Genomic DNA, 20,137 nt, shown 5'->3' with positions numbered 1-20,137 from the left:
CTTCCGGACCTTGAATGCTGACAGCACCGAAACGCCCCCAATCAGGAGGACACTCCCCATGGCCACCGTCGCCGTAACCGACGCCACCTTCGACGCCGAAGTGGTGAAATCCGATGTCCCCGTCGTGGTGGACTTCTGGGCCGAATGGTGCGGCCCCTGCAAGATGATCGGCCCCGCGCTGGAAGAACTCGCCGCCGAATACGGCGACAAGATCAAGATCGCCAAGGTCGACGTCGACTCGAACCCGAATTCCGCCGCCGCCATGGGTGTGCGCGGGATCCCCGCGCTCTTCATCTTCAAGGACGGCGCCCCGGTTTCGAACCGCGCCGGCGCCGCGCCGAAGGCCGCGCTGAAGTCCTGGATCGAAGACTCCATCTGATCCACTGCCCGGTCAGACCAGACGCAGAAGGCCCCCGATCCGGGGGCCTTTTTTCGTCCTCCATAGACCTCCACGGTTGACAAACCGCCCGGCCCCGCAACCCATGGAGGGCACAGACCCGACAAGGATCCCCCATGGCCCGCAACATCGTCCTTCTCTTCGACGGCACCTCGAACGAGATCTGCGCCAACCGGACGAACATTCTGCGCCTTTATGGCACGCTGACCAAATCCGACAGCCAGATCGTCTGGTACGATCCCGGCGTCGGCACCTTCGGGGCGGAAAACTCCTGGCTCGAAATCTCCAGAAAGGCCAACGAGTTCTGGGGGATGGCCACCGGCTGGGGCCTCGATGGCAACGTGAAGGAAGCCTACCGCTTCCTCGTCGACACCGTGCAGACCGACGCGGTCGGGGAACGCGACCGCATCTACATCTTCGGCTTCTCGCGCGGCGCCTACACCGCGCGCGTGCTGGCGGGCTTCCTGCACGCCTTCGGCCTGATGGAGCCGCGCAACCTCAACCTGCTCGACTACGCCTACCGCGCCTACAAACGCATCGGCGACGACGGGGACGAGAACGCCTTTGCCGAAATGCGCCTGTTCGAACGCATCATCCGCCCCGAACGCCCCGTGATCCGCCTGCTCGGGCTGTTCGACACCGTGGCCTCGGTCATCGAATCCGGCCGCGTCCTGCCGCGCCTGCGCAACCACGCGCATGTGGCGCACAACGTCTCGGTCCAGTCCGTGCGCCATGCCGTGGCGCTGGACGAACGCCGCACCATGTTCCGCCCGCTGCTCTGGCCGCGCGGACAACACTACAAGGCGAACCGCTTCGACCCCGCCGACGGCGACCCGCAGGACCTGCGCGAAGTCTGGTTTCGCGGCGTACACGGCGACATCGGCGGCGGCTATCCAGAGGAGGAATCGGCCCTCGCCAAGATCCCGCTCCACTGGATGATCGAGGAAACCCGCCCCCTCGGCCTGCTCTACAAGACGCGCACCGTGAACGAGATCGTGCTGGGCCGGGGCAAGGCAAGCTACGTCGCCCCCGACCCCCGCGCCGACCGGCACGAATCCATGCACGCCCTCTGGCCGATCCTCGAATTCATCCCCCGCCACAAGCCCAAGGATTCGCGGCGCCCGGCGTGGAACGGGCTTATCCTGCCGCGCAAGGAACCCCGCCACCCGCCGCAAAGTGCGCTGATCCATGCCTCGGTGGCCGAAGGTCCGCTGCCGGACAACCTGCCCCCCGATCACGCCTTCTACGACTTCGGGGGCTGACCCTCGTCCAGCCGCAGCGTGAGAAAGGCAAGGTCGAGCCAGCGGCCAAACTTCACCCCGACCTCGCGCATGACGCCGGTCTCCTCGAAGCCCAGCGACAGGTGCAGCCGGACCGACGCGGCATTGTCCGCCTCGATCCCCGCCACCATGACGTGCTTGCCGCAGTCCCGCGCCCGCGCGATCAGCGCCACCATCAGCGCCCGCCCGACCCCGCCGCCGCGCGCGTCCTTGTCCACGTAGACCGAATGCTCGACCGTGTGCTGGTAGCCATCAAAGGCCCGCCAGTCCCCGAAGGAGGCATAGCCCAGCACCCGCGCGCCTTCGACGGCGACGATCACCGGATAGCCCTGCGCCTGCCGCGCCTCCCACCACTGGCGGCGGTTCTCGAGGTCCACGAGCGTCTCGTTCCAGATCGCCGTGGTATGCTCGACCGCATGGTTGTAGATCGCCCGGATCGCCTCCAGATCCCCCTCGCACGCGTCGCGTATCTCCATCCCCGGCCCCCAGATCCCTATCGTTCGCAGGCCTGTATCGGCCCCCGGCAGGGATCATTCAAGTCGGCAAGCGCTTGTCGGGATAGGGCATGAGCGCGCCCGTCCCCGCGAGGGCGGTCGCGGCCAGCGCGGGCTTGTCCTCATTGCCAAACAAAGCCTTCAGGGGGGCAATCACCTTCCGGTCGAGGTCTTCCTCGGATTTCATCGAGAAGACGGGGAGTGCGAAAAAGTAGGCGCCGCCCTCGCCCCACCCCCACAAACCATGCCCATCGTGGTGGATTTCAACCGCAGCCTGTTCAACCGGATCATAATCGGGGGACGTCCAGTGGACGCCTTCGTCTTCACCTTCGTGCCATCCCACGATGAGGCAAGCCTGATCAATCCAAGGCCAATTCGTTTCGACGAACTCCGACTCGGGATCACTGCAGAACCGGATGTGCAGGGAGATCGTGCCAAATTGCCTCGGTTTCCTCGTGCGTCCACGCTGCCCTGGCAGTCGCTTTACCCTTTCGACGACATTGAATTGCCAACCATAACTGGCGTGATCAAAACCTTTGAAGCCTGTGTCGTCGGCACCAGCATCATCTATGGCCCCAACATCAGCGAACCCGGTCTTCAGTCTTTGCCACAGCGTGTCCAGCATCGGGTAGAGCTCCTGCCAAGCCCGAACGATATTACTTGTTGAAGAGGCCAGAACCCTTCCCTTTTCAAGATCGTCCATCACACTACACTCCACAATGGTTCGAACGTCAGGTTTGGAACACGCGCCATCGGGACATTCATCCCGGCAAAAACATGACCCATGTCCGTATTCTGCAGGGCCAACCCGAGGCGATCACTCCAAAGTCCCAGCGCCCCCGGGCAACTGTCCTTCCGTCTCTGAATGTCCGCCGAAACCTCTCTCCATGTCCGCCCATGGAGGACGAGCCCTTCGGCAACCTCGGGGGCTTTTGCCTCGCCCAACAGGACTGCTGCCTCGACGCTGTGACCGCGCCGACGCGCCGCGCACACCTGCTGCTCTATCTGCCTGTCTGACAATTGAGCGTGCCATTTCACCTCTACGACCACGGTCACGCCATTGCAGGTCACCACCACGTCCGGTTCGATGTAACGGCGATCCCCTTCACCCTCGAGCTGTGGCCACAGTTCTATTTCCACCGCGCCGCCAGTGTAGGGCCCCACCGCCTCCGCAAACCCATCGCCCAACACGATGGTCAACGCCGCGTGGCGGTCGGCATCGGCGAGCAGTTTCATCTCCCCGAATACCGAGGAGGTCATGAGGTCTTCCTGTGGCCGGTTCTTGCCCCCAAGGCCAGTGTCAGGTCCTTCGCGGACCCTGCCCAGCAGGCGATGCGCCTTCTTTCGTGCCAAGGCTTCGAGCATGGTCAAACCTCCCCCGTTCGGCCCTGAGTGTGGCACGGGTTGCGAAGGTACACTAGCAAGACCCCGCCGCAGAAGCGTGAAGAATTCGTTAATCCTGCCGGGCCAACCCGTTGAAATCCTTGTGTCCGGGGCATGTCCCACGGTGGGACGCCCCCTCCGGGGCCCCACCCGTTTCACCGGCCCCGCCCTTGCCTGCCCCGCACCGGAGCGCCATATCGAAGGCCAACCAAAGGAGGCACCATGAGCGACGATTTCCCCGGCTGGCACGGGACCACCATCATCGGCGTCCGCAAGGGCGGCAAGGTCGTGGTCGCGGGCGACGGACAGGTTTCCCTCGGCCAGACCGTCATCAAGGGCACCGCCCGCAAGGTCCGCCGCCTCTCTCCGGGAGGCTATGACGTGGTCGCGGGCTTCGCCGGTTCCACCGCCGACGCCTTTACCCTGCTCGAACGGCTGGAGAAGAAGCTGGAGGCCACGCCCGGTCAGCTTCAGCGCGCCTCGGTCGATCTGGCAAAGGACTGGCGGACCGACAAGTACCTGTCCAAGCTGGAGGCCATGCTGATCGTCACCGATGGCACCGATCTTTACGTGATCACCGGCGCCGGCGACGTGCTCGAACCCGAACACGACGTGGCCGCCATCGGCTCGGGCGGGAATTACGCGCTGGCCGCCGCCCGCGCCATGATGGACACCGACAAGGACGCCGAGACCGTTGCCCGCGAAGCCATGGCCATCGCCGCCGACATCTGCGTCTACACCAACGGCAGGCTGACCGTGGAAACCATCGGCTGAGCCTTCATCCCCGCGCTGCCAGTTCGGCGCGCGGGGAATCCTCCGCCCGCTGCCATGCACCGTCACGGCGCAGGTAGGCGACGCGGGACATGGGGGCGAATTCCCGCCCCTCCGCGCCCCAGCTCTCGACCGAGACCGCCTCTGCCGACAGCTCGAGCAGGTTGAACATGTTCACCTCGCCGCGCACGCGACTAGACAGGCTGGTGCCCGCCTGAACGAACAGTAGCTGCGGCCAGGCCCGGAACGGCGCAATCACCGTGTTATGAAGGTGTCCCGACAGGACCACCTGCGCACCGCATTCGGCAAAAGCCTTCAGGGCATCATCCGCGCCGCTCATCAGGCGTTTTTCGACCTCCGGGCCGTGTTGCAAAGGGTGGTGCAGCATGACCACCCGGGCCCGCCCGTCGGCAGCGCCGAACGCCTTGCAGGCGCGCCGCACGCGTGCGGGGGACAACCGCCCGCGTTGCCATGCGAAGCGATTCACCGTGTTCACCCCCACAACGACCATCGCCTCGTCCTCGTAAACCGGTTCAAGCTCCTCGTGAATGGCGGCGCGGTAGCGTTTCCACGGCTTCAGCAAGCGCACCCAGAGATTATCCAGTGGCGTGTCATGGTTCCCCGGCACGGCCAGCCACGGCATCGCCAGCCGGTCAAGAAAGGCCGAGGCCTGTTCGAACTGGGTACGCCGCGCGCGTTGGGTGAAATCGCCCGAGATCGCAACCAGGTCCGGTGCGATCCGTTCGACCACCTCCAGAAGTGGCTCTTCGAGGTCCGCTCGATCCTTACCGTAATGCAGGTCCGACAGGTGCAGGACTCGCCTCATTCTTCCTCCGTCTTTTCAACCACGCGCCCATTCTCCGCTGCTGCATCGGCCAGTGCACACGGCATCACCAGCCGCAGCGACCCCTCCGACATGCCGAACCGCAGGGGCGCGGCCACCCGGCGCTTTTCGCCATCATAGGCCAGCAGGACGCGAGACTTGCCATCCACCTCCAGAAGCAGATCTTCTGCGGCGAACAGATCGTAATCCACGCCTTCTTGCACCGTGCCCAGGGCCAGCTTGAAAACGCGGCTGAATAGCTCCATTCGGGTGCGTGCGTTCACCAGCAGCACGGCAAAACCGCCCTCCCGGATCGCCTGCACCCCTTCCAGCCCGAAGCGTTCCAGCTGAAAGGCCGAGCGCGCGACGAAGACCAGCGCCGTGCGGTATCGCCCACCGTCGCCGTCCATGGTGATGCGCACCCGCATGGGTTTGCGGAACCGCAGGAAGGTCTTGACCACAGACCAGTGGGCCATGATCCGCCGCCGCCCCCAGCGTCGGTAAACGGTTTCCCGAACCTTCAGAATGGAGGGATAGATGCCCACAGAGGCATTGTTCAGAAAGACTTGTCCGTTGACCTGCGCCACGCGGCGCTCGACCACCCGTCCACCGGCCAACTGGCGGGCGGCCTCTCCGGGGTCTTCGGACAGGCCGAGGCCCCGAGCGAAATAGTTGAAAGTGCCCAGCGGCAACACCCCGTAGGCCACGGCGGACCCGAGGAAGGCATCGGCCACCGCCATTGCGGTGCCGTCGCCGCCCGCTGCGATCACCAACGAGGGATTGCGCGCCTTGACCTCCCGGATTGCCTCCAGGAGGCCCTTGCCTCCCTGAAAGGAGACGATCTCTCCTCCCAGCACCTGCGCGGCGGTTTCGACCGCCTGCCGGTCGCGCGAATTTCGCCCCGACTTGCGGTTGGTGATAATGATGACGGGTCCGTCGGATGCCAGCGGCCCGGGCAGGTCGCGGGACATATCGAGCGGCAAGGGGCCTTGATCTGGCATGGGGGCGTTCTCCAACACGAGGGATCAACACCCGGAGGACCGGGTCGGTTCCTTGCGGCGTGTACGCATAACGCGGCGGCAGGCAAAACCGCGCGGTCCCGCGAGGGTTGGAATTTCCGCCGCAACGGTTATCTCACTGGCAACCGTTGCAAAGGACCGACATGACCGACCTGACCCCCCGCGAGATCGTCTCGGAACTCGACCGTTTCATCATCGGCCAGAAGGATGCAAAACGCGCCGTCTCCGTGGCTCTGCGCAACCGCTGGCGGCGCAAGCAGCTGTCGGATGACCTCCGCGACGAGGTCTATCCGAAGAACATCCTGATGATCGGCCCGACCGGCGTCGGCAAGACCGAGATCAGCCGCCGGCTGGCGAAACTCGCCCGCGCCCCCTTCATCAAGGTTGAGGCGACCAAGTTCACCGAAGTTGGCTACGTCGGCCGCGACGTGGAGCAGATCATCCGCGACCTCGTGGACGCCGCCATCGCGGAGACCCGCGAATGGATGCGCGAGGACGTGAAGGCCCGCGCGCATCAGGCCGCCGAGGAGCGCGTGGTCGAGGCCATCGCCGGGAAGGACGCGCGCGAACAGACCCGCGACATGTTCCGGCGCAAGCTGAAGGCGGGCGAGCTGGACGACACAGTGATCGAACTCGACGTGTCCGAAACCGCCAACCCCTTCCCGAACATGGAGATCCCCGGCCAGCCCGGCGCGAACATGGGGATGATGAACCTCGGCGACATCTTCGGAAAGGCCTTCGGCGGACGCACCACGCGCAAATCCATGACTGTCTCTCAAAGCTACGAGGTGCTCATCACCGAAGAAGCGGACAAGCTGCTGGACGACGAAACCGTGAAACAGGCCGCCCTTGAGGCGGTGGAGCAGAACGGCATCGTCTTTCTGGACGAGATTGACAAGGTCTGCGCGAAGACAGAGGCGCGCGGCGGCGACGTCTCCCGCGAGGGTGTGCAGCGTGACCTGCTGCCGCTGATCGAGGGCACCACCGTTTCGACCAAGCATGGCGCGGTAAAGACCGACCACATCCTCTTCATCGCTTCAGGCGCCTTCCACATTGCCAAACCGTCGGACCTGCTGCCCGAGTTGCAGGGCCGCCTGCCGATCCGGGTGAATCTCTCCGCCCTGACGGAACACGACTTCGTCCGCATCCTGACAGAGACCGACAACGCGCTGACCCGCCAGTATACCGCGCTGATGAAGACGGAAGAGGTTGACGTGACCTTTACGGAGGACGGCATCCACGCGCTCGCCCGCATCGCGGCAGAGGTCAATGCCAGCGTGGAAAACATCGGCGCGCGGCGGCTCTATACCGTGATGGAACGGGTTTTCGAGGAACTGAGCTTTGTCGCACCCGACAAGGCGGGCGAGGCGGTCACCGTCGATGCCGCCTTCGTTGAACGCGAGCTCGGCGACCTCGCGCGTTCCACGGACCTCAGCCGCTACGTGCTCTGAAAACTCACGCTCCCCGGGCGCAACCTGCGCCCGGCCACCTGCTTCTTTGGTTCAGAAATACCGCGATGGGGGTTCGGGGGAAGCAGCGCTTCCCCTGGGTCCGTCGTCCGCCGTCAGGCGGGCGAAACCAGCCTCAGCCGGGTCGCTTCTGCAACAGCTGCATCACGTCGCCCATGTCAGGCCCCCGCTCCATGCCGGTCACGGCCTTGCGCAGCGGCATGAACAGCCCCTTGCCCTTGCGTCCGGTCTTCTCCTTCACCGCATCGGTAAAGGTTTTCCACGTCGTCGCATCATAGGGCGGCTCGCCCAGCAGCGGCATGGCCTCGGTAATGAACGCGCGGTCTTCCTCGGCCACCAGCGGCTCCGCCCCGTCCCGGAACAGCGCCCACCAGCCGGCCATGTCCTTGCGAGTGGTCAGGTTCTCGCGAACCACGCTCCAGAACAGTTCCGCCTTGTCGTCGGGCACGCCCAGAGCGCGGACCTCGTCGGCGACCGCCTCCAGCGGCAGGCCGTGCAGCTTCTTCGCGGTCAGCGGAAAAAGGTCTTCGGCGTCGAATTTCGTCGGCGCGGAACCGAACTGCGACAATTCCCAGCCCTCCGCGATCTCGTCCATGGACATCCGCAGTTCCACCGGCTGGCTCGACCCCAGCCGCGCCATCAACGACAGCAGCGCCTCCGGCTCGATGCCGTTTTCGCGCAGATCTTTCAGCGCCAGCGTGCCCAGACGTTTGGACAGGGCCTCGCCCTGCGGGCCGGTCAGCAGCGAAAAATGCGCGAAGTCGGGCGCCTTGTGGCCCAGCGCCTCGATCATCTGGATCTGCGTCGCGGTGTTGGTCACATGGTCGTTGCCGCGCACCACGTAGGTGATGCCCATGTCCACGTCATCGACCACCGAGGCCAGCGTATACAGGAACTGCCCGTCCGCCCGGATCAGCACCGGGTCCGAAACCGACGCCGCGTCGATCGACACAGGGCCGAGGATGCCGTCGGTCCATTCGATGCGTGCGTGGTCCAGCCTGAACCGCCAGACGCCGCTGCCCCGCTCTTCGCGCAGTTTCGCCTTTTCATCCTCCGACAGGGCCAGCGCGGCGCGGTCGTACACCGGCGGCTTGCCCATGTTCAGCTGCTTCTTGCGCTTCAGGTCCAGCTCGGTCGGCGTTTCCCAAGCCTCGTAGAACCGGCCCTTCTCGCGCAGTTCCTGCGCCGCCGCCTCGTAGCGGTCCAGCCGCAGCGACTGGCGCTCCACCCGGTCCCATTCGATTCCCAGCCATTCGAGGTCGCGCTTGATGCCGTCGACGTATTCTTCCTTCGACCGCTCCGGATCGGTGTCGTCGATGCGCAGGATAAAGGTTCCGCCTGCCTTCTTCGCGATCAGGTAGTTGAACAGCGCGGCGCGCAGGTTGCCGACATGGATCCAGCCGGTGGGCGACGGGGCAAAGCGGGTGACGGTCATCGAAAGGGCCTCCTGAACGGGCGGCTAGCAGCGAAAAGGTTCAGGTGGCGGTGTTTTCACGAAATGCCGCTCTTGTCCAGTTGGCGCAAGGGCGCCGACCGGCAAATCCCCCTTGCGGCCACGGCCTGACAGGCCATGGTGGCGCAAAGCAGGAGGTGAGCCATGCAGATCCTGACCGTGACCCTGAATCCCGCACTCGACCTTGCGACGTCGGTGGCGCAGGTGGTGCCGGACCGCAAGCTGCGCTGCGCGGCGGAAACCGCAGAGGCCGGCGGCGGCGGCGTCAATGTGGCCCGCGCGATCACCCAGCTGGGCGGGCAGGCGCAGGCATGGGTGGCGCTGGGAGGAGCGAACGGGGAATGGTTGGGGCAGATCCTCGACGGACTCGGACTGGACTGGCACCGGCTGGACAGTCCCGGGCCGACCCGGCACAGCTTCTCTGTCACCGACGAGGCAACGGCGGAGCAGTACCGGTTCGTCCTCACCGGACCGTCGTGGACCGGGGCGGAACTGGATACCGTGCTCGACCGCATCGTCGAGGCAAGCCCGGCGGATGCCATGGTGGTTTTCTCCGGTTCCATGCCCCCGGGGGCGGAGCCGGGTTTTCTGCCGCGCGCCTGCGCCCGCCTGGCACCGCGCAGGGTCGTCATCGACACCTCCGGTCCGCATCTTGAGGTGCAAGCCACAGGCCCGGCCCCCGCCCCATTTGTCCTGAGGATGGACAGCCACGAGGCCATGGCGCTATCGGGGAAACCTCTGGCGACCCGCACCGAAAGCGCGGCCTACGCCGAAGACCTGCGCCAGCGCGGCGCCGGGGATATCGTCATCATCGCGCGCGGCAAGGACGGGTCGGTCATGGCGACGGCCGAAGGGCGCTGGCACACCTCGGCGGAAAACGACGTGGTGGTGTCCGCCATCGGCGCGGGCGACAGTTTCGTGGGCGGCTTTTGCCTCGCGATCGCCGGGGGCGCGCCGCCCGAAGAGGCGCTCAGGCGCGGGGCGGCGGCGGCCTCTGCCGCAGTGATGAGCCCCGGCACGCAGCTTTGCCACCCACAGGATTACGCCCGCGTTCTGCCACTTACCGGGCTGACGCGGCTGTGAGGCTTTTCGTTTCGCTCACCCTGCCGGAGGCAGCGATCGGGCCGCTTTTGGACCTTCAGGACCGCCTCCCGATAGGCCGTCCCGTGTCCGCGGACAACCTGCACCTGACGCTGGCCTTTCTGGGCGACCAGCCGGAAGCCGCGCTGGAGGGCCTGCACGACGCGCTGTCCACCCTGCGGGCGGCGCCGGTGCCGCTGGTGCTGTCCGGTGCGGCGCTGTTCGGCGGGCGCAAGGGACAGGCGGCCGGGCTGGAGGCAGACGGCGGGGCGGCGCTGACCGCGCTGCACGACCGGATCAAGGCGCGCCTGCACGGGGCCGGTGTCCACTTCGAACGGCGGCGGTTTCGCCCGCACGTCACGCTGACCCGGCTTAAGGGCGGCGCCGACGCCTCCCGCGTGCTGTCGGTTCTGGCTGGCGCGCACATAGGACCCGTGACCTGCACCGGCTTCGCGCTGGTCGAATCGCGCTTGCATCCGGACGGAGCGATCTACGAACCGCTTGCGTGCTGGCCGTTGGGGTAGCGCCGCAGACCACCCGGACTGCGCGGGCTATGGGCGGGCCAGGGGTGAAATTCGAGTATTTCAGAAGCAAAGTAGCCGGGGGCTTCCCGTCGGGCCGCAGGGCGCCTAGAACGGCAGGATGACGCGCACAGATCCCGAAACATTCCTGCAAATGGCGGAGGCTGCATTGGCCGAGCTGCCTCACCCCTTTCGCGGCCCGGCGGCGGAGGTTCTCCTGCGCGTGGAGGACTGGCCGCCGCGCCATATCCTCGACGAGATGGGGATCGACGACCCGCTTGATCTGACCGGCCTCTACGAGGGCATTCCCCTGACGGAAAAATCGGCCGCCTACCCTTCGCCATACCCGGACAGTGTCTGGCTGTTCCGGGAGCCGATCCTGCAGGAATGGCGCGACCGGGCGGACGTGAGCCTGCGGGATCTGGTGACGCATGTCGTGGTGCACGAAATCGCGCACCACTTCGGCTGGTCGGATGACGACATCGCCAGCATTGACCGCTGGTGGGAGTAGGCCCGCCAAAGCCCCATGACTTGCACGCAATGCAAAGGCGATGGGACCAAGGGAAACGTTGGTCCCGCTTCCCCCGGAAATCCCAAAGGCACGGCTGGCAAAGCGCCGCCCTATTCCTCCCGCCAGCGGTGAGCTGCCGGATAGCGGCGATCCAGTCCGAAGGCGCGATCAGAGAGCCGGGGACCCGGTGCAATGTCCGCACGCGTCTTTTCCGAGGACGTCAGCAGGGTCTGCGCCCTGATCACATCCGCCCGATCGTGACCGGCCGCGACGCAATCGGCAACGGAACCGTCGCGGACGACGAGAATTTCGAGGATCGCATCCAGCGGATCGGGGCCGGTCGCAATGACCTCTTGCGGGATCACCATGCCGGGCGGGCCGAGCATCCACGCGCGGTGGTTGGCGTTACGCCATTGGCTCAGTTGCACGGCGCCGGTTTGAAAAAGATCCTTTAACAGCGCGTATCCACCCACCATGGCATCCGGGCCGCAGCCCAGAGCGAGGCCGGACTTGGTCGCCGTGGCGAGCAGCATTTCACCCCCTCTCTCGGCTTCGGTTTCCAACAAGAGAGCGCGCAAGCGGGCGGGCGCGATGTCCGCGACCACGGCAGCCAGCGCCGTCTGAGCCTGGGCCAGCGGCAGCGCGTCGCATCCGAGGCCAAGCGCCGCTGCGCAGGCCCGTGCCGATCTGTCATCCTCCGCTGCCACGCCGCGCACCCGTGGCCGGCCCAGAGCATCGACGGCGACCGCCGCCACCAGCGCCGCGCCCGCACTGCCCAGCCCGACCAGCACCCGGTCAACACCCGTCTTCGCGCAATAGTCCCGCAGACCCAGCACCAGCGCGGCGTAGTCCTGCTCCGAACCGCCGGGATGCGCCACAAAGCGCCCCTCCTGCGCGATCCAGCCTTCAGGCCCGCGCAGGAAATCGACGTGCTCCACGGCCTCTGCCATCACCGGAAGCTGCACTGCCGGCACGCCCCGCGCGTTCAGCACAAAGGAGCCGCCGTCGAAGACCAGCGCGCCCTCCCCGCCCACCATGTTCAGGCAGGCCAGCGGCAGACCGCTTTCCACCACACGCGCCACCACCTGGTTCTGTCGCAGATCGAAGCCGTTGCGGAAATAGGGCCAGGCCGCGGGAACCAGGAGGATCTCGGCCCCCGTTTCCTCCATCGCCTCGACCACGTCCGGGTGGCAGGCGTCCTCTCCGAGCGGCATCCCGATGCGCACGCCGCCCACATTCACCGGCCCCTGCATCGCCCCGCGCGAGAAGGTGCGCACCTCGTCTAAGGCGCCTGAGTTCGGCAGGAAGAATTTGGGCGTGACCGCCGCCACCCGGCCGCCTTGCAGAAGACAATAGCCGTTGTGCAGCGTCCCCGCCTCCGGCCAGGGTGCGCCGATCGCAAGCGCGGGTCCGTCCGCGCAATGGCGGGCCAGCGCCTCCACCTCCGCCACGGCGGCGGCGACGAAGGCCGGTTTCGCAATCAGATCCTGCGCGCCGCCTCCGGTCAGGAACAGCTCTGGCAGGGCGACGAGGTCGGCACCGGCCTCCCGGCCCGCCTGCCATGCCTCCCGCGCGCGGGAGGCATTGCCATGCAAGTCGCCCAAAGTAGAATTCAACTGAGCCAGTGTCAGGCGGAAACGGTCGGTCATGGAGGCTCCTTTCTCCGGGTCTCCCACATAGCAGACCCGCCCCGAGAGGGAAGCGCAGCCCCCGCCCGAGCATCCCCCATTGCCCCAACGCCGCGCCCGGTTTACCAATTGTGACCAGAAAAGACCCGCCGGGAGGGCCCCCAACCATGAAGACCGCAGGCATCATCACCCTGTTGGCCGCGCTGACCGCCTTCGGACAGGCGCTGGCGCAGGACGGCTCCGTCATGACGAAGGAGTACGAAAACGGTGGCGTCTACGAGGGCACCTTTGTCAATGGCAAGCAGGACGGCAAGGGCACCTATCGCCTGCCCAACGGCTACGAATACACCGGCGACTGGGTTCAGGGCGAACCGCGCGGTCAGGGCGTGGCGCGTTTTCCCAACGGGTCGGTTTACGAAGGCCAGTTCGCCCGCGGCAAGCCCGAGGGCATGGGCAAGATCACCTTTGCCGATGGCGGCACCTACGAAGGCACCTGGCTCGACGGCAAGATCACCGGGCAGGGCGTGGCGACCTACGGCAACGGCGTGCGCTATGAAGGCGCCTTCCGCAATGCGCTGCACCACGGCCATGGCGTGATGACCATGCCCGATGGCTATGTCTACGACGGCCAGTGGGTGAACGGCGTGAAGGAAGGCACGGGAAAGATCACTTATGCCGACGGATCCGTCTATGACGGCCGCATGGCGAACGGCAAACGCAACGGCACCGGCACGCTGGTGATGGCCGACGGGCTGACCTACGAAGGCACCTGGCGCGACGGTCAGATCGACGGACGAGGCAAGCTGACGCAGCCCAACGGCGACGTCTACGAGGGCGAGCTGGTGGACGGCCGCCGCGAGGGTCAGGGCAAGGTCACCTACTCTTCGGGCGACGTCTACGAAGGGGCCTTTGACAATGACCAGAGACACGGCTTCGGCACTTTCACCGGGACTGACGGCTACACCTATGCCGGAACCTGGATTGCCGGTCAGATCGACGGCGAGGGGAAGGTCACCTACCCCGATGGGTCGGTTTACGAGGGTACGTTTCAGGGCGATCTGGCGAACGGCAAGGGCAAGATCACCTACACCTCGGGCGCGACCTACGAAGGCACTTGGGTCGATGGCGTAATCGACGGAAACGGCCTCGCCACCTACCCGAACGGCGTCACCTACGAAGGCGACTTCGTCAACGCACGGCGCGAGGGACAGGGTGTGCTGACCTACGCCGACGGCTACCGCTACGAGGGCGAATGGAAAGACGACGAGCGCCACGGCAAGGGCCGCGCCACCTACCCTGACGGTACAGTCTACGAGGGTCAGTTCCGCGACGGCCTGCGGCATGGGATGGGCACGCTGGTGATGGCTTCGGGCTTCCGCTACGAGGGCGAGTGGGCCAACGGCGAAATCAACGGTCAAGGCGTCGCCACCTACGCCAACGGCGACATCTACGAAGGGAATTTCGTCGGCGGCAAACGCGACGGCGAAGGAACCATGCGCTACGCCACGGGCGAGCAGGCCACCGGCGAATGGATCGGTGGCGCCTTGACGAAGAACTCGACGACGACACCAGCAGAGGGAGCCGCGGCGCCGGAGGTCCCGGCCGACCAGTGAACGGTTTCGCCTCGCGTGCCGCGAGGCGACCGACTGGGGGGCTCTGCCCCCCAGACCCCCGGGAGTATTTATCAAGGGAGAAGCAGAAGGAGCGCCCGGAACGGCGGCGTGGGTTCCTGCGCAATACCAGGTGGCTGCAAAGGTTTTTCCTGCGTGTGGCACCGGGCGCTGTTGGCGGCCTTTGACCGGACGTTTCGGCGGGCTCATCCGCCGTTTCCGCCCCTGATGGCATTTGAGGGGGCCCCGCGTGCGGTGGCAGAAGAGTTTGCCTGCGCGCCGATCCGGTCACCGGTGACCGTTTCATCCTGAGCAAGGCAGCGGCGGGCGCACTGACCTCAACCCCGGCCAATGTCCTCGCGCGCGATGGCGACGGTCTTTACCACCGCGAAACATTCCACGCCCTCGGCCAGCCCCAGCGTCTCTGCCGAGCGGCGCGTAACGCGGGCCAGAACGCGGCCAGCAGGGGTGCTGAGCGCCACCAGCGCCCCTGGCCCCTCTCCTGCGCGCAGGCTATCGATCGTCCCGGGCAGGATGTTGAGCGCCGACAGCCCCTCGGGCCGCGTGCGCGAAAGAATGACCTCCTGCGCGGCGATGCGGATGCGAATCATGGTACCCGTGGCCGAGGCGACGCGCGGCAGGAAGAGCGGCACGCCACCTGCATCCAGTTCGGTCAGCCCATCCTCATGGTGGCGCGCCACGCGGACCTCGAGCACCGCGCCAACGCTGCGAATGCCCGCCGGCACGAGGTCGGGATCGCCCAGGATCTCGCTGGCCGTGCCCTGACGCAGCACCTGGCCGGCGTCCAGCACCACGACGTGCGTGGCAAGGCGGGCGACCTCGGCTGGCGAATGCGTAACGTAGAGGATGGGGCAGGACTGGTTCCGCAAGTATTCGAAATACGGGAGAATTTCCGCCTTTCGCGGTTCGTCCAGAGCGGCCAGAGGTTCGTCTGCGAGGATCACGCCGGGTCCGGACAGGAGTGCCCGTCCAATGGCCACGCGCTGCTGCTCCCCGCCCGAAAGCCCGCCCGGACGCCGCGCCAGAAGCTCTCCGATGCCCAACATTTCCACCACGCGGTCCAGATTTGGCGCCCGCCCCCGCGCGCCATACAGCAGATTCTGCCGCACGGTGAGGTGCGGAAATAGCCGCCCCTCCTGAAATATAACACCAAGCCCGCGCTGGTGCGGCGGCAGGTTCAAGCCTTGAGCATCGTCGAACAGCACCCGTCCATCCAGCACGATGCGCCCCCTGTCCGGTGCAAGCAAGCCGGCGACGGCTTTGATCAGGCTGCTCTTTCCGGAACCGGAACGGCCAAACAGTACGGTTAGTCCGGGCGGCAGCGCGAGGTCCACATCCAACTGGAAGCCTTCGAAACGATGCTGGAGGCGGATCTCCAGCATCAGGCGCCGACCCTGCGCGCGACGCGCCGTGACAGCCATTCCGACAACGCCAGCGCCGCCATGGCCACCGCGATGGAGACAGCGACCAGCCGCAGGGCGGAGGCCTCTCCGCCCGGCACCTGCAGGAAGGCGTAGATGGCGGAGGGCAACGTCTGCGTCTGGCCCGGGATGTTGGAGACGAAGGTGATGGTGGCGCCGAACTCCCCCATCGCTTTGGCGAAGGCGAGGATGGCGCCGGTCAGTACGCCGGGCAGGATCAGCGGCAAGGTGATCGTGGCAAAGACCTTCAGGCGGGAGGCGCCGAGGGTGGCGGCGGCTTCTTCAAGTTTGGGGTCGACCGCTTCGATCGACAGGCGAATGGCACGGACCATCAGCGGAAAGCCCATGATCGCCGCCGCCAACGCAGCCCCTGTCCACCGAAAGGCGAAGATTATCCCCACGGCCTCCAGCGCGGCGCCAAGCGGCGCGCGCGGGCTGAGCGTCATGAGCAGAAGGTAGCCCGTCACCACTGGCGGCAGGATCAGCGGCAGGTGCACCAGCCCGTTCAGCATCTGACGCCCGGGAAAACGCCAGCGCGCCAAGGCGTAGGCCGTCAGCACGCCGATGGGCAGAGAGGCCAGCATCGCCCAGAAGGAGACCTTCAGCGACAGCGCGACAGCCGTCCATTCCTGCGGGCCAAGCCAATCCATGCCTACTCCGCCAGAACGCGAAAGCCGTTACGTTCAAACATCGCCCGCGCCTGGGGTGTAGCCAGGAAGGTCAGGAACGGAAGGCCCGCCTGTTCATGTCCTGTCAGCGCGGCGGCGGGATAGGTAATCGGGGGGTGGCTGTCGTCGGGAAAGGTCGCGCGGGCATGCACGCGCGGTTCCGCCTGCGCATCGGTGGCGTATACGATGCCGAAGGGCGCCGCCCCCGTAGCGACCAGCGCAAGCGTGCTGCGCACATTGTCGGATTGGGCAACGGAGGGAGCAACACCGGACCACAACCCAAGGCTGGTGAGCGCGGCCTTGCCGTAGATGCCGGCCGGGACGGAATCGACCAGTGCCATGGCCAGCTTGCCACCGGCCAGCAGCGCGGGTAGGTCGGTCTGCGCGGTCAGCGTCACCGGGGTGCCGGGTTCTGCAGAGACCAGCACAAGCGCATTTCCCAGCAGGTCGCGTCGGGTGCCGGGGGCGAGCAGGCCGCCCCCCTCAAGCGCGTCCATCCAGTCTGTATTGGCCGAAAGAAATACATCCGCAGGCGCCCCCTGCTCGATCTGACGGGCCAGCACGGAGGACCCGGCGTAGGATGCGGTCACATGATCGCCGGTTTCCGCCTCGTAGGCCCGCGCGATCTCCTCCAGCGCAGTGCCCAGCGATGCAGCCGCGAAAACGGTGACGTCCCGCGCCCAGAGCGGCGGCGCGAGGAAGACGGCGAACAGGCAGGCGAGAAAGCGTATCATGCGGAAATGTCTGACACGACAGGCCCCGCCCGGCCAGTTGAAAAACCGACACAGCCCCGCGACCTTCCGCCATGGGTCAGGTGAGTGAAAGCCCCTTGCGCAGGGCGATCAGGTCGAGATCCTGGCTGACAAACACCGCGCCAGCGTCGATGCAGTCCTGCGCCAGAGACAGGTCGACGGCCAGAACGCCCGGAGGCAGCCCCAGCGCCCGGATGCGGCGAATGTGATCAACCACGGCGCGTTTCACCTCTGGATGGCTGGGCTGGCCGGGGTACCCCATGGAGGCCGCGAGGTCCGCCGGCCCGATGAATATTCCGTCAAGCCCCGGCGTGGCGGCGATCTCCTCCATGCGCTCGACCGCCTGCACCGTTTCGATCTGGACGAGGATACAGATCTCGTCACGCGCCTTTTCGTGGTAGCCAGCGATCGTGCCAAAGCCCGTCGCGCGCGTCATCCCTGCCACGCCGCGAATGCCCTCCGGCGGATAGGTGACCGAGGCCACAGCCAGCGCCGCTTCCTCCGGGGTCTGGACGTAAGGCACGAGGATCGTCTGCGCGCCGAAGTCGAGGTATTTCTTGATCAGCGCAGGCTCCAGAACCGCAGGCCGGACGATGGGGGACACCATATAGGGCGCCACGGCTTGGAGAAGAGGCAGGATGTTGTGTATGCCCGTCGGGGAATGCTCCGTGTCAAAAAGCATCCAGTCATAGCCACATCCTGCTGTCATCTCGGCCGCGAGCGGGTCCGAAAGGGTGCACCAGATGCCACGCTGCAGGCGCATCTCCTGCAATGCCGTCTTGAAAGCATTCTTTTTCAACAACATTTCACCCTCCTGTAGGGGTGCAAATTTTTTTCATCCAGGACATTGAGGAACAAAGACTCAGCAGCATTCCGCGCGCAAATTTTTTTGCTGCTCCTGCGCATAGCCTGAACCCCGTGTGACGGCAAGCTCAGCCTTGCAGGATTGTAGCCGGGTAAAGGCATGGATCTACTATGACCTGCCACGGGATTTACCCGCAACCCGCTGCGATGCACCGCGACCACGCGCACCGGCGGTGTCGCGGTCAGCGCATCGGCGTCGATCTGCCGTGCGAAGGCCGGACCCCAGCCCAGCCGCGCCAGCGCTGTGGGTTCGCGCCGTTTTACGGTGTCTCCAGGCAGGAAGGCGGAGTAGTCGCGGACCATGGGACTACCAGAGCGCTGGATCGTCGAAGGCGGCGACGCAGCGCACCGACCCGCTCAAGGGCGTCAGCGGCGCGTCCGTCAGGGACTGAGCTATCCAGCCCTGCGGCTGCTGGAGCGGTTGCGGCGCGTGCAGGTCGGCCTCCGATACGGGCTTGAAGCCCACGCGGGCGTAGAAGCCGGGGTCGCCATAGGTGACCGCGATGTCCACGCCCTCCTGCCGGGGCAGGTCGAGTCCATGCATGATCAGCCGTTGCCCGATGCGCTGACCCTGACGTGCCGTGGCGACCGCCACGGGCGCCATCATGAAGACCTTGCGCGGATCGCCCGCATAGGTGAGGCGCGTGAAGAAGATGCCGCCGAGGAGCGCGCCGTCCTCCCAGGCAGTGACGACGCGCAGATCCTCAGCGGGCGTCTCCGCAATCAGGCGGCGCGCGAGGGCGCCGATCAGCGCGCCTTCCTCCGCGCCCTCGGAGGCGGTGAAGGTCGCCGCGAAAAGCTCTGCGATGGCCTCGGCGTGCGGGGTGAAGTCCTCGATATAATCCATGTCTCAATCCTCTCTGGTGCCAGGCGGGGTCAGACTCGCTCCAGCACGAACATCTCGCAGCCGAACTGCCCGTGTCCGGCCTCGAACACGGCGATCTCGCGGCGCAGGTCTTTGAGGACACGGCTTCCCGCGAGATCCGACTCCAAGGCCTCGAGCCTCGCGGCGAGCGGGCGGTAGTAGGTCTCCATCCCCTCCGTCCCGATGTCGAAATGACCGAGGACGCGGTAGCCCGCGCGCATGGCCTGTGCGATGCGGGTCGCAGGCGTCGCCATCGCGGGATATTCCGAGGCCCAGAAGGCGCGGATCTCGTCGTCGGGCGTGTCGGTCCGCCAAACCATGTCGGAGACCACGAGAACGCCGCCGGGGCGCAGGAGTTGCCGCCAGTCGCGCAGGGCGCGCTCGACGCCGATGATGTAGGCGCTGCCCTCGGCCCAGATCACATCCCAGGGACGCTCGGGGGCCGGAATTGCGGCCATGTCGACGTTCTGCACCGCGATCTGGTCGGCGAACCCGCCCGCTGCGATCCGCGCCCTGAGCTTGTCGAGCGCGACCTCGGCCGTGTCGGTTGCCGTGATCCGCGCCCGCGTTGCCTCGGCGAGTGTCATCGTCGCCATGCCGGGGCCGCAGCCGATCTCAAGGATCATCCCGGGCGCGAAGGGCAGCATGCCGAGCGCCCGGCGTGTCGCGTCGGCCGTTCCCGGGCCCCACCAGCCAAGGCCGGCGAACACCTCCATGAAGCCCGCCATGTAGGCGTTGTGGGCGTTCATGTCCTTGGACACCAGCGCGACCAGCCCGGCCTCCGCGCTGGAAAACCCCTGCGACATCAGCCATGCGCGGTGCAGATCGGGTGCGACGCGCTCTACCTCTTCGTGCCAGTCCTTGAGGCTTGACTGTCCGAGCAGAGCCGCCAGAAGGTCGCGCGACTTGCCTTTTTCGGCGATCTCCGCGTCCAGCACGGCCAGGCGCTGGCACAGCATGTCGCGGTCGAGCTTGCCATCGAGGCAGGCCTGACATTCCTGCAAGTTCAGCCCGCCGGCCTGAAGCTGCTTGGACCTGTCCCGATTTCGTGCCGCCCCAAGTGCTCGTTTAGGCCACCTTGCGTTCGAAGGCGACAGGGCTTTTCCA

At 66.3% G+C, this 20,137-nt stretch carries 22 protein-coding genes; 8 read left to right on the top strand and 14 right to left on the bottom strand.

The features are described 5' to 3' along the window. The first annotated feature begins 58 nt into the window (after positions 1-58). On the top strand, positions 59-379 hold the full coding sequence (gene trxA / locus J5474_RS17565; RefSeq protein ID WP_209362492.1) for a thioredoxin: 321 nt from the start codon (positions 59-61) through the stop codon (positions 377-379). A gap of 134 nt (positions 380-513) precedes the next feature. Continuing rightward, positions 514-1,659, top strand: coding sequence for a T6SS phospholipase effector Tle1-like catalytic domain-containing protein (locus J5474_RS17560; RefSeq protein ID WP_209362490.1), 1,146 nt, complete (start codon positions 514-516; stop codon positions 1,657-1,659). Here J5474_RS17560 and J5474_RS17555 read toward each other — a convergent pair. Genes J5474_RS17555 through J5474_RS17545 form a run of 3 tightly spaced genes read right to left on the bottom strand, consistent with a single transcriptional unit; the run spans position 1,641 to position 3,542 of the window. Then, positions 1,641-2,153 (bottom strand): GNAT family N-acetyltransferase, encoded by a 513-nt coding sequence (locus J5474_RS17555; RefSeq protein ID WP_209362488.1) that lies wholly within the window; start codon positions 2,151-2,153, stop codon positions 1,641-1,643. The genes J5474_RS17560 and J5474_RS17555 overlap by 19 nt on opposite strands. Positions 2,154-2,211: 58 nt before the next feature. After that, positions 2,212-2,874 carry a hypothetical protein gene (locus J5474_RS17550; RefSeq protein WP_209362486.1) on the bottom strand — a complete coding sequence of 221 codons (663 nt, stop codon included), beginning with the start codon at positions 2,872-2,874 and terminating at the stop codon, positions 2,212-2,214. Further along, the gene (locus J5474_RS17545) at positions 2,874-3,542 is read right to left on the bottom strand and encodes a hypothetical protein (protein ID WP_209362485.1); all 669 of its coding nucleotides are present in this window, start codon (positions 3,540-3,542) and stop codon (positions 2,874-2,876) included. The genes J5474_RS17550 and J5474_RS17545 overlap by 1 nt, the downstream gene beginning before the upstream one ends. 234 nt (positions 3,543-3,776) lie before the next feature. On the opposite strand from J5474_RS17545, the gene hslV reads away from it, so the two are divergent. Then, positions 3,777-4,328 carry an ATP-dependent protease subunit HslV gene (hslV, locus tag J5474_RS17540; RefSeq protein WP_209362483.1) on the top strand — a complete coding sequence of 184 codons (552 nt, stop codon included), beginning with the start codon at positions 3,777-3,779 and terminating at the stop codon, positions 4,326-4,328. Between the two features lie 4 nt (positions 4,329-4,332). On the opposite strand, the gene J5474_RS17535 is transcribed toward hslV, so the two are convergent. Continuing rightward, positions 4,333-5,151, bottom strand: coding sequence for a metallophosphoesterase family protein (locus J5474_RS17535; RefSeq protein WP_209362481.1), 819 nt, complete (start codon positions 5,149-5,151; stop codon positions 4,333-4,335). Then, positions 5,148-6,149, bottom strand: coding sequence for a diacylglycerol/lipid kinase family protein (locus J5474_RS17530; protein ID WP_245216550.1), 1,002 nt, complete (start codon positions 6,147-6,149; stop codon positions 5,148-5,150). The genes J5474_RS17535 and J5474_RS17530 overlap by 4 nt, the downstream gene beginning before the upstream one ends. Positions 6,150-6,310: 161 nt before the next feature. Here J5474_RS17530 and hslU point away from each other — a divergent pair, with 161 nt between their 5' ends. Next, positions 6,311-7,618 (top strand): ATP-dependent protease ATPase subunit HslU, encoded by a 1,308-nt coding sequence (hslU, locus tag J5474_RS17525; protein ID WP_209362479.1) that lies wholly within the window; start codon positions 6,311-6,313, stop codon positions 7,616-7,618. Between the two features lie 133 nt (positions 7,619-7,751). Here hslU and gltX read toward each other — a convergent pair whose 3' ends face one another. Next, complete coding sequence (gltX, locus tag J5474_RS17520) at positions 7,752-9,071, bottom strand: glutamate--tRNA ligase (RefSeq protein WP_209362477.1); 1,320 nt, start codon at positions 9,069-9,071, stop codon at positions 7,752-7,754. A 162-nt stretch (positions 9,072-9,233) separates the two neighbouring features. Here gltX and J5474_RS17515 point away from each other — a divergent pair, with 162 nt between their 5' ends. From J5474_RS17515 to J5474_RS17505, 3 genes are all read left to right on the top strand, one after another. Beyond that, entirely contained in the window at positions 9,234-10,172 is a 939-nt protein-coding gene (locus tag J5474_RS17515; protein WP_209362474.1) for a 1-phosphofructokinase family hexose kinase, read from the top strand. Then, positions 10,169-10,693 (top strand): RNA 2',3'-cyclic phosphodiesterase, encoded by a 525-nt coding sequence (gene thpR / locus J5474_RS17510; protein WP_209362472.1) that lies wholly within the window; start codon positions 10,169-10,171, stop codon positions 10,691-10,693. Before J5474_RS17515 ends, thpR begins: the two co-directional genes overlap by 4 nt. A gap of 118 nt (positions 10,694-10,811) precedes the next feature. Further along, positions 10,812-11,201, top strand: coding sequence for a metallopeptidase family protein (locus tag J5474_RS17505; RefSeq protein WP_209362470.1), 390 nt, complete (start codon positions 10,812-10,814; stop codon positions 11,199-11,201). 110 nt (positions 11,202-11,311) lie between these two features. On the opposite strand, the gene J5474_RS17500 is transcribed toward J5474_RS17505, so the two are convergent. After that, entirely contained in the window at positions 11,312-12,850 is a 1,539-nt protein-coding gene (locus J5474_RS17500; RefSeq protein ID WP_209362468.1) for a nitrilase-related carbon-nitrogen hydrolase, read from the bottom strand. 146 nt (positions 12,851-12,996) lie between these two features. Here J5474_RS17500 and J5474_RS17495 point away from each other — a divergent pair, with 146 nt between their 5' ends. Further along, on the top strand, positions 12,997-14,442 hold the full coding sequence (locus tag J5474_RS17495; RefSeq protein ID WP_209362466.1) for an MORN repeat-containing protein: 1,446 nt from the start codon (positions 12,997-12,999) through the stop codon (positions 14,440-14,442). A 335-nt stretch (positions 14,443-14,777) separates the two neighbouring features. On the opposite strand, the gene modC is transcribed toward J5474_RS17495, so the two are convergent. The 7 genes from modC to J5474_RS17460 all read right to left on the bottom strand — a co-directional run. Then, complete coding sequence (gene modC, locus J5474_RS17490; RefSeq protein WP_209362694.1) at positions 14,778-15,842, bottom strand: molybdenum ABC transporter ATP-binding protein; 1,065 nt, start codon at positions 15,840-15,842, stop codon at positions 14,778-14,780. Continuing rightward, positions 15,842-16,531, bottom strand: coding sequence for a molybdate ABC transporter permease subunit (gene modB / locus J5474_RS17485; protein ID WP_209362464.1), 690 nt, complete (start codon positions 16,529-16,531; stop codon positions 15,842-15,844). Before modB ends, modC begins: the two co-directional genes overlap by 1 nt. Before the next feature lie 2 nt (positions 16,532-16,533). Continuing rightward, a complete protein-coding gene (modA, locus tag J5474_RS17480; RefSeq protein ID WP_209362462.1) occupies positions 16,534-17,283 on the bottom strand; it encodes a molybdate ABC transporter substrate-binding protein in 750 nt (249 codons plus the stop codon). A 76-nt stretch (positions 17,284-17,359) separates the two neighbouring features. After that, entirely contained in the window at positions 17,360-18,106 is a 747-nt protein-coding gene (locus J5474_RS17475; protein ID WP_209362460.1) for an HpcH/HpaI aldolase family protein, read from the bottom strand. Next, positions 18,097-18,468 (bottom strand): hypothetical protein, encoded by a 372-nt coding sequence (locus J5474_RS17470; RefSeq protein ID WP_209362457.1) that lies wholly within the window; start codon positions 18,466-18,468, stop codon positions 18,097-18,099. The genes J5474_RS17475 and J5474_RS17470 overlap by 10 nt, the downstream gene beginning before the upstream one ends. A 4-nt stretch (positions 18,469-18,472) precedes the next feature. After that, complete coding sequence (locus J5474_RS17465) at positions 18,473-19,012, bottom strand: GNAT family N-acetyltransferase (RefSeq protein ID WP_209362455.1); 540 nt, start codon at positions 19,010-19,012, stop codon at positions 18,473-18,475. A 29-nt stretch (positions 19,013-19,041) separates the two neighbouring features. Next, on the bottom strand, positions 19,042-20,137 hold a 1,096-nt coding region (locus J5474_RS17460), incomplete at its 5' end, for a methyltransferase domain-containing protein (protein WP_209362453.1).

Origin of the sequence: Sagittula salina, from assembly GCF_017813235.1 — a bacterium.
Taxonomy (GTDB): domain Bacteria; phylum Pseudomonadota; class Alphaproteobacteria; order Rhodobacterales; family Rhodobacteraceae; genus Sagittula; species Sagittula salina.
Note: the sequence above shows the minus strand (reverse complement) of the source record. Positions and strands in the feature narration are given on the sequence as shown.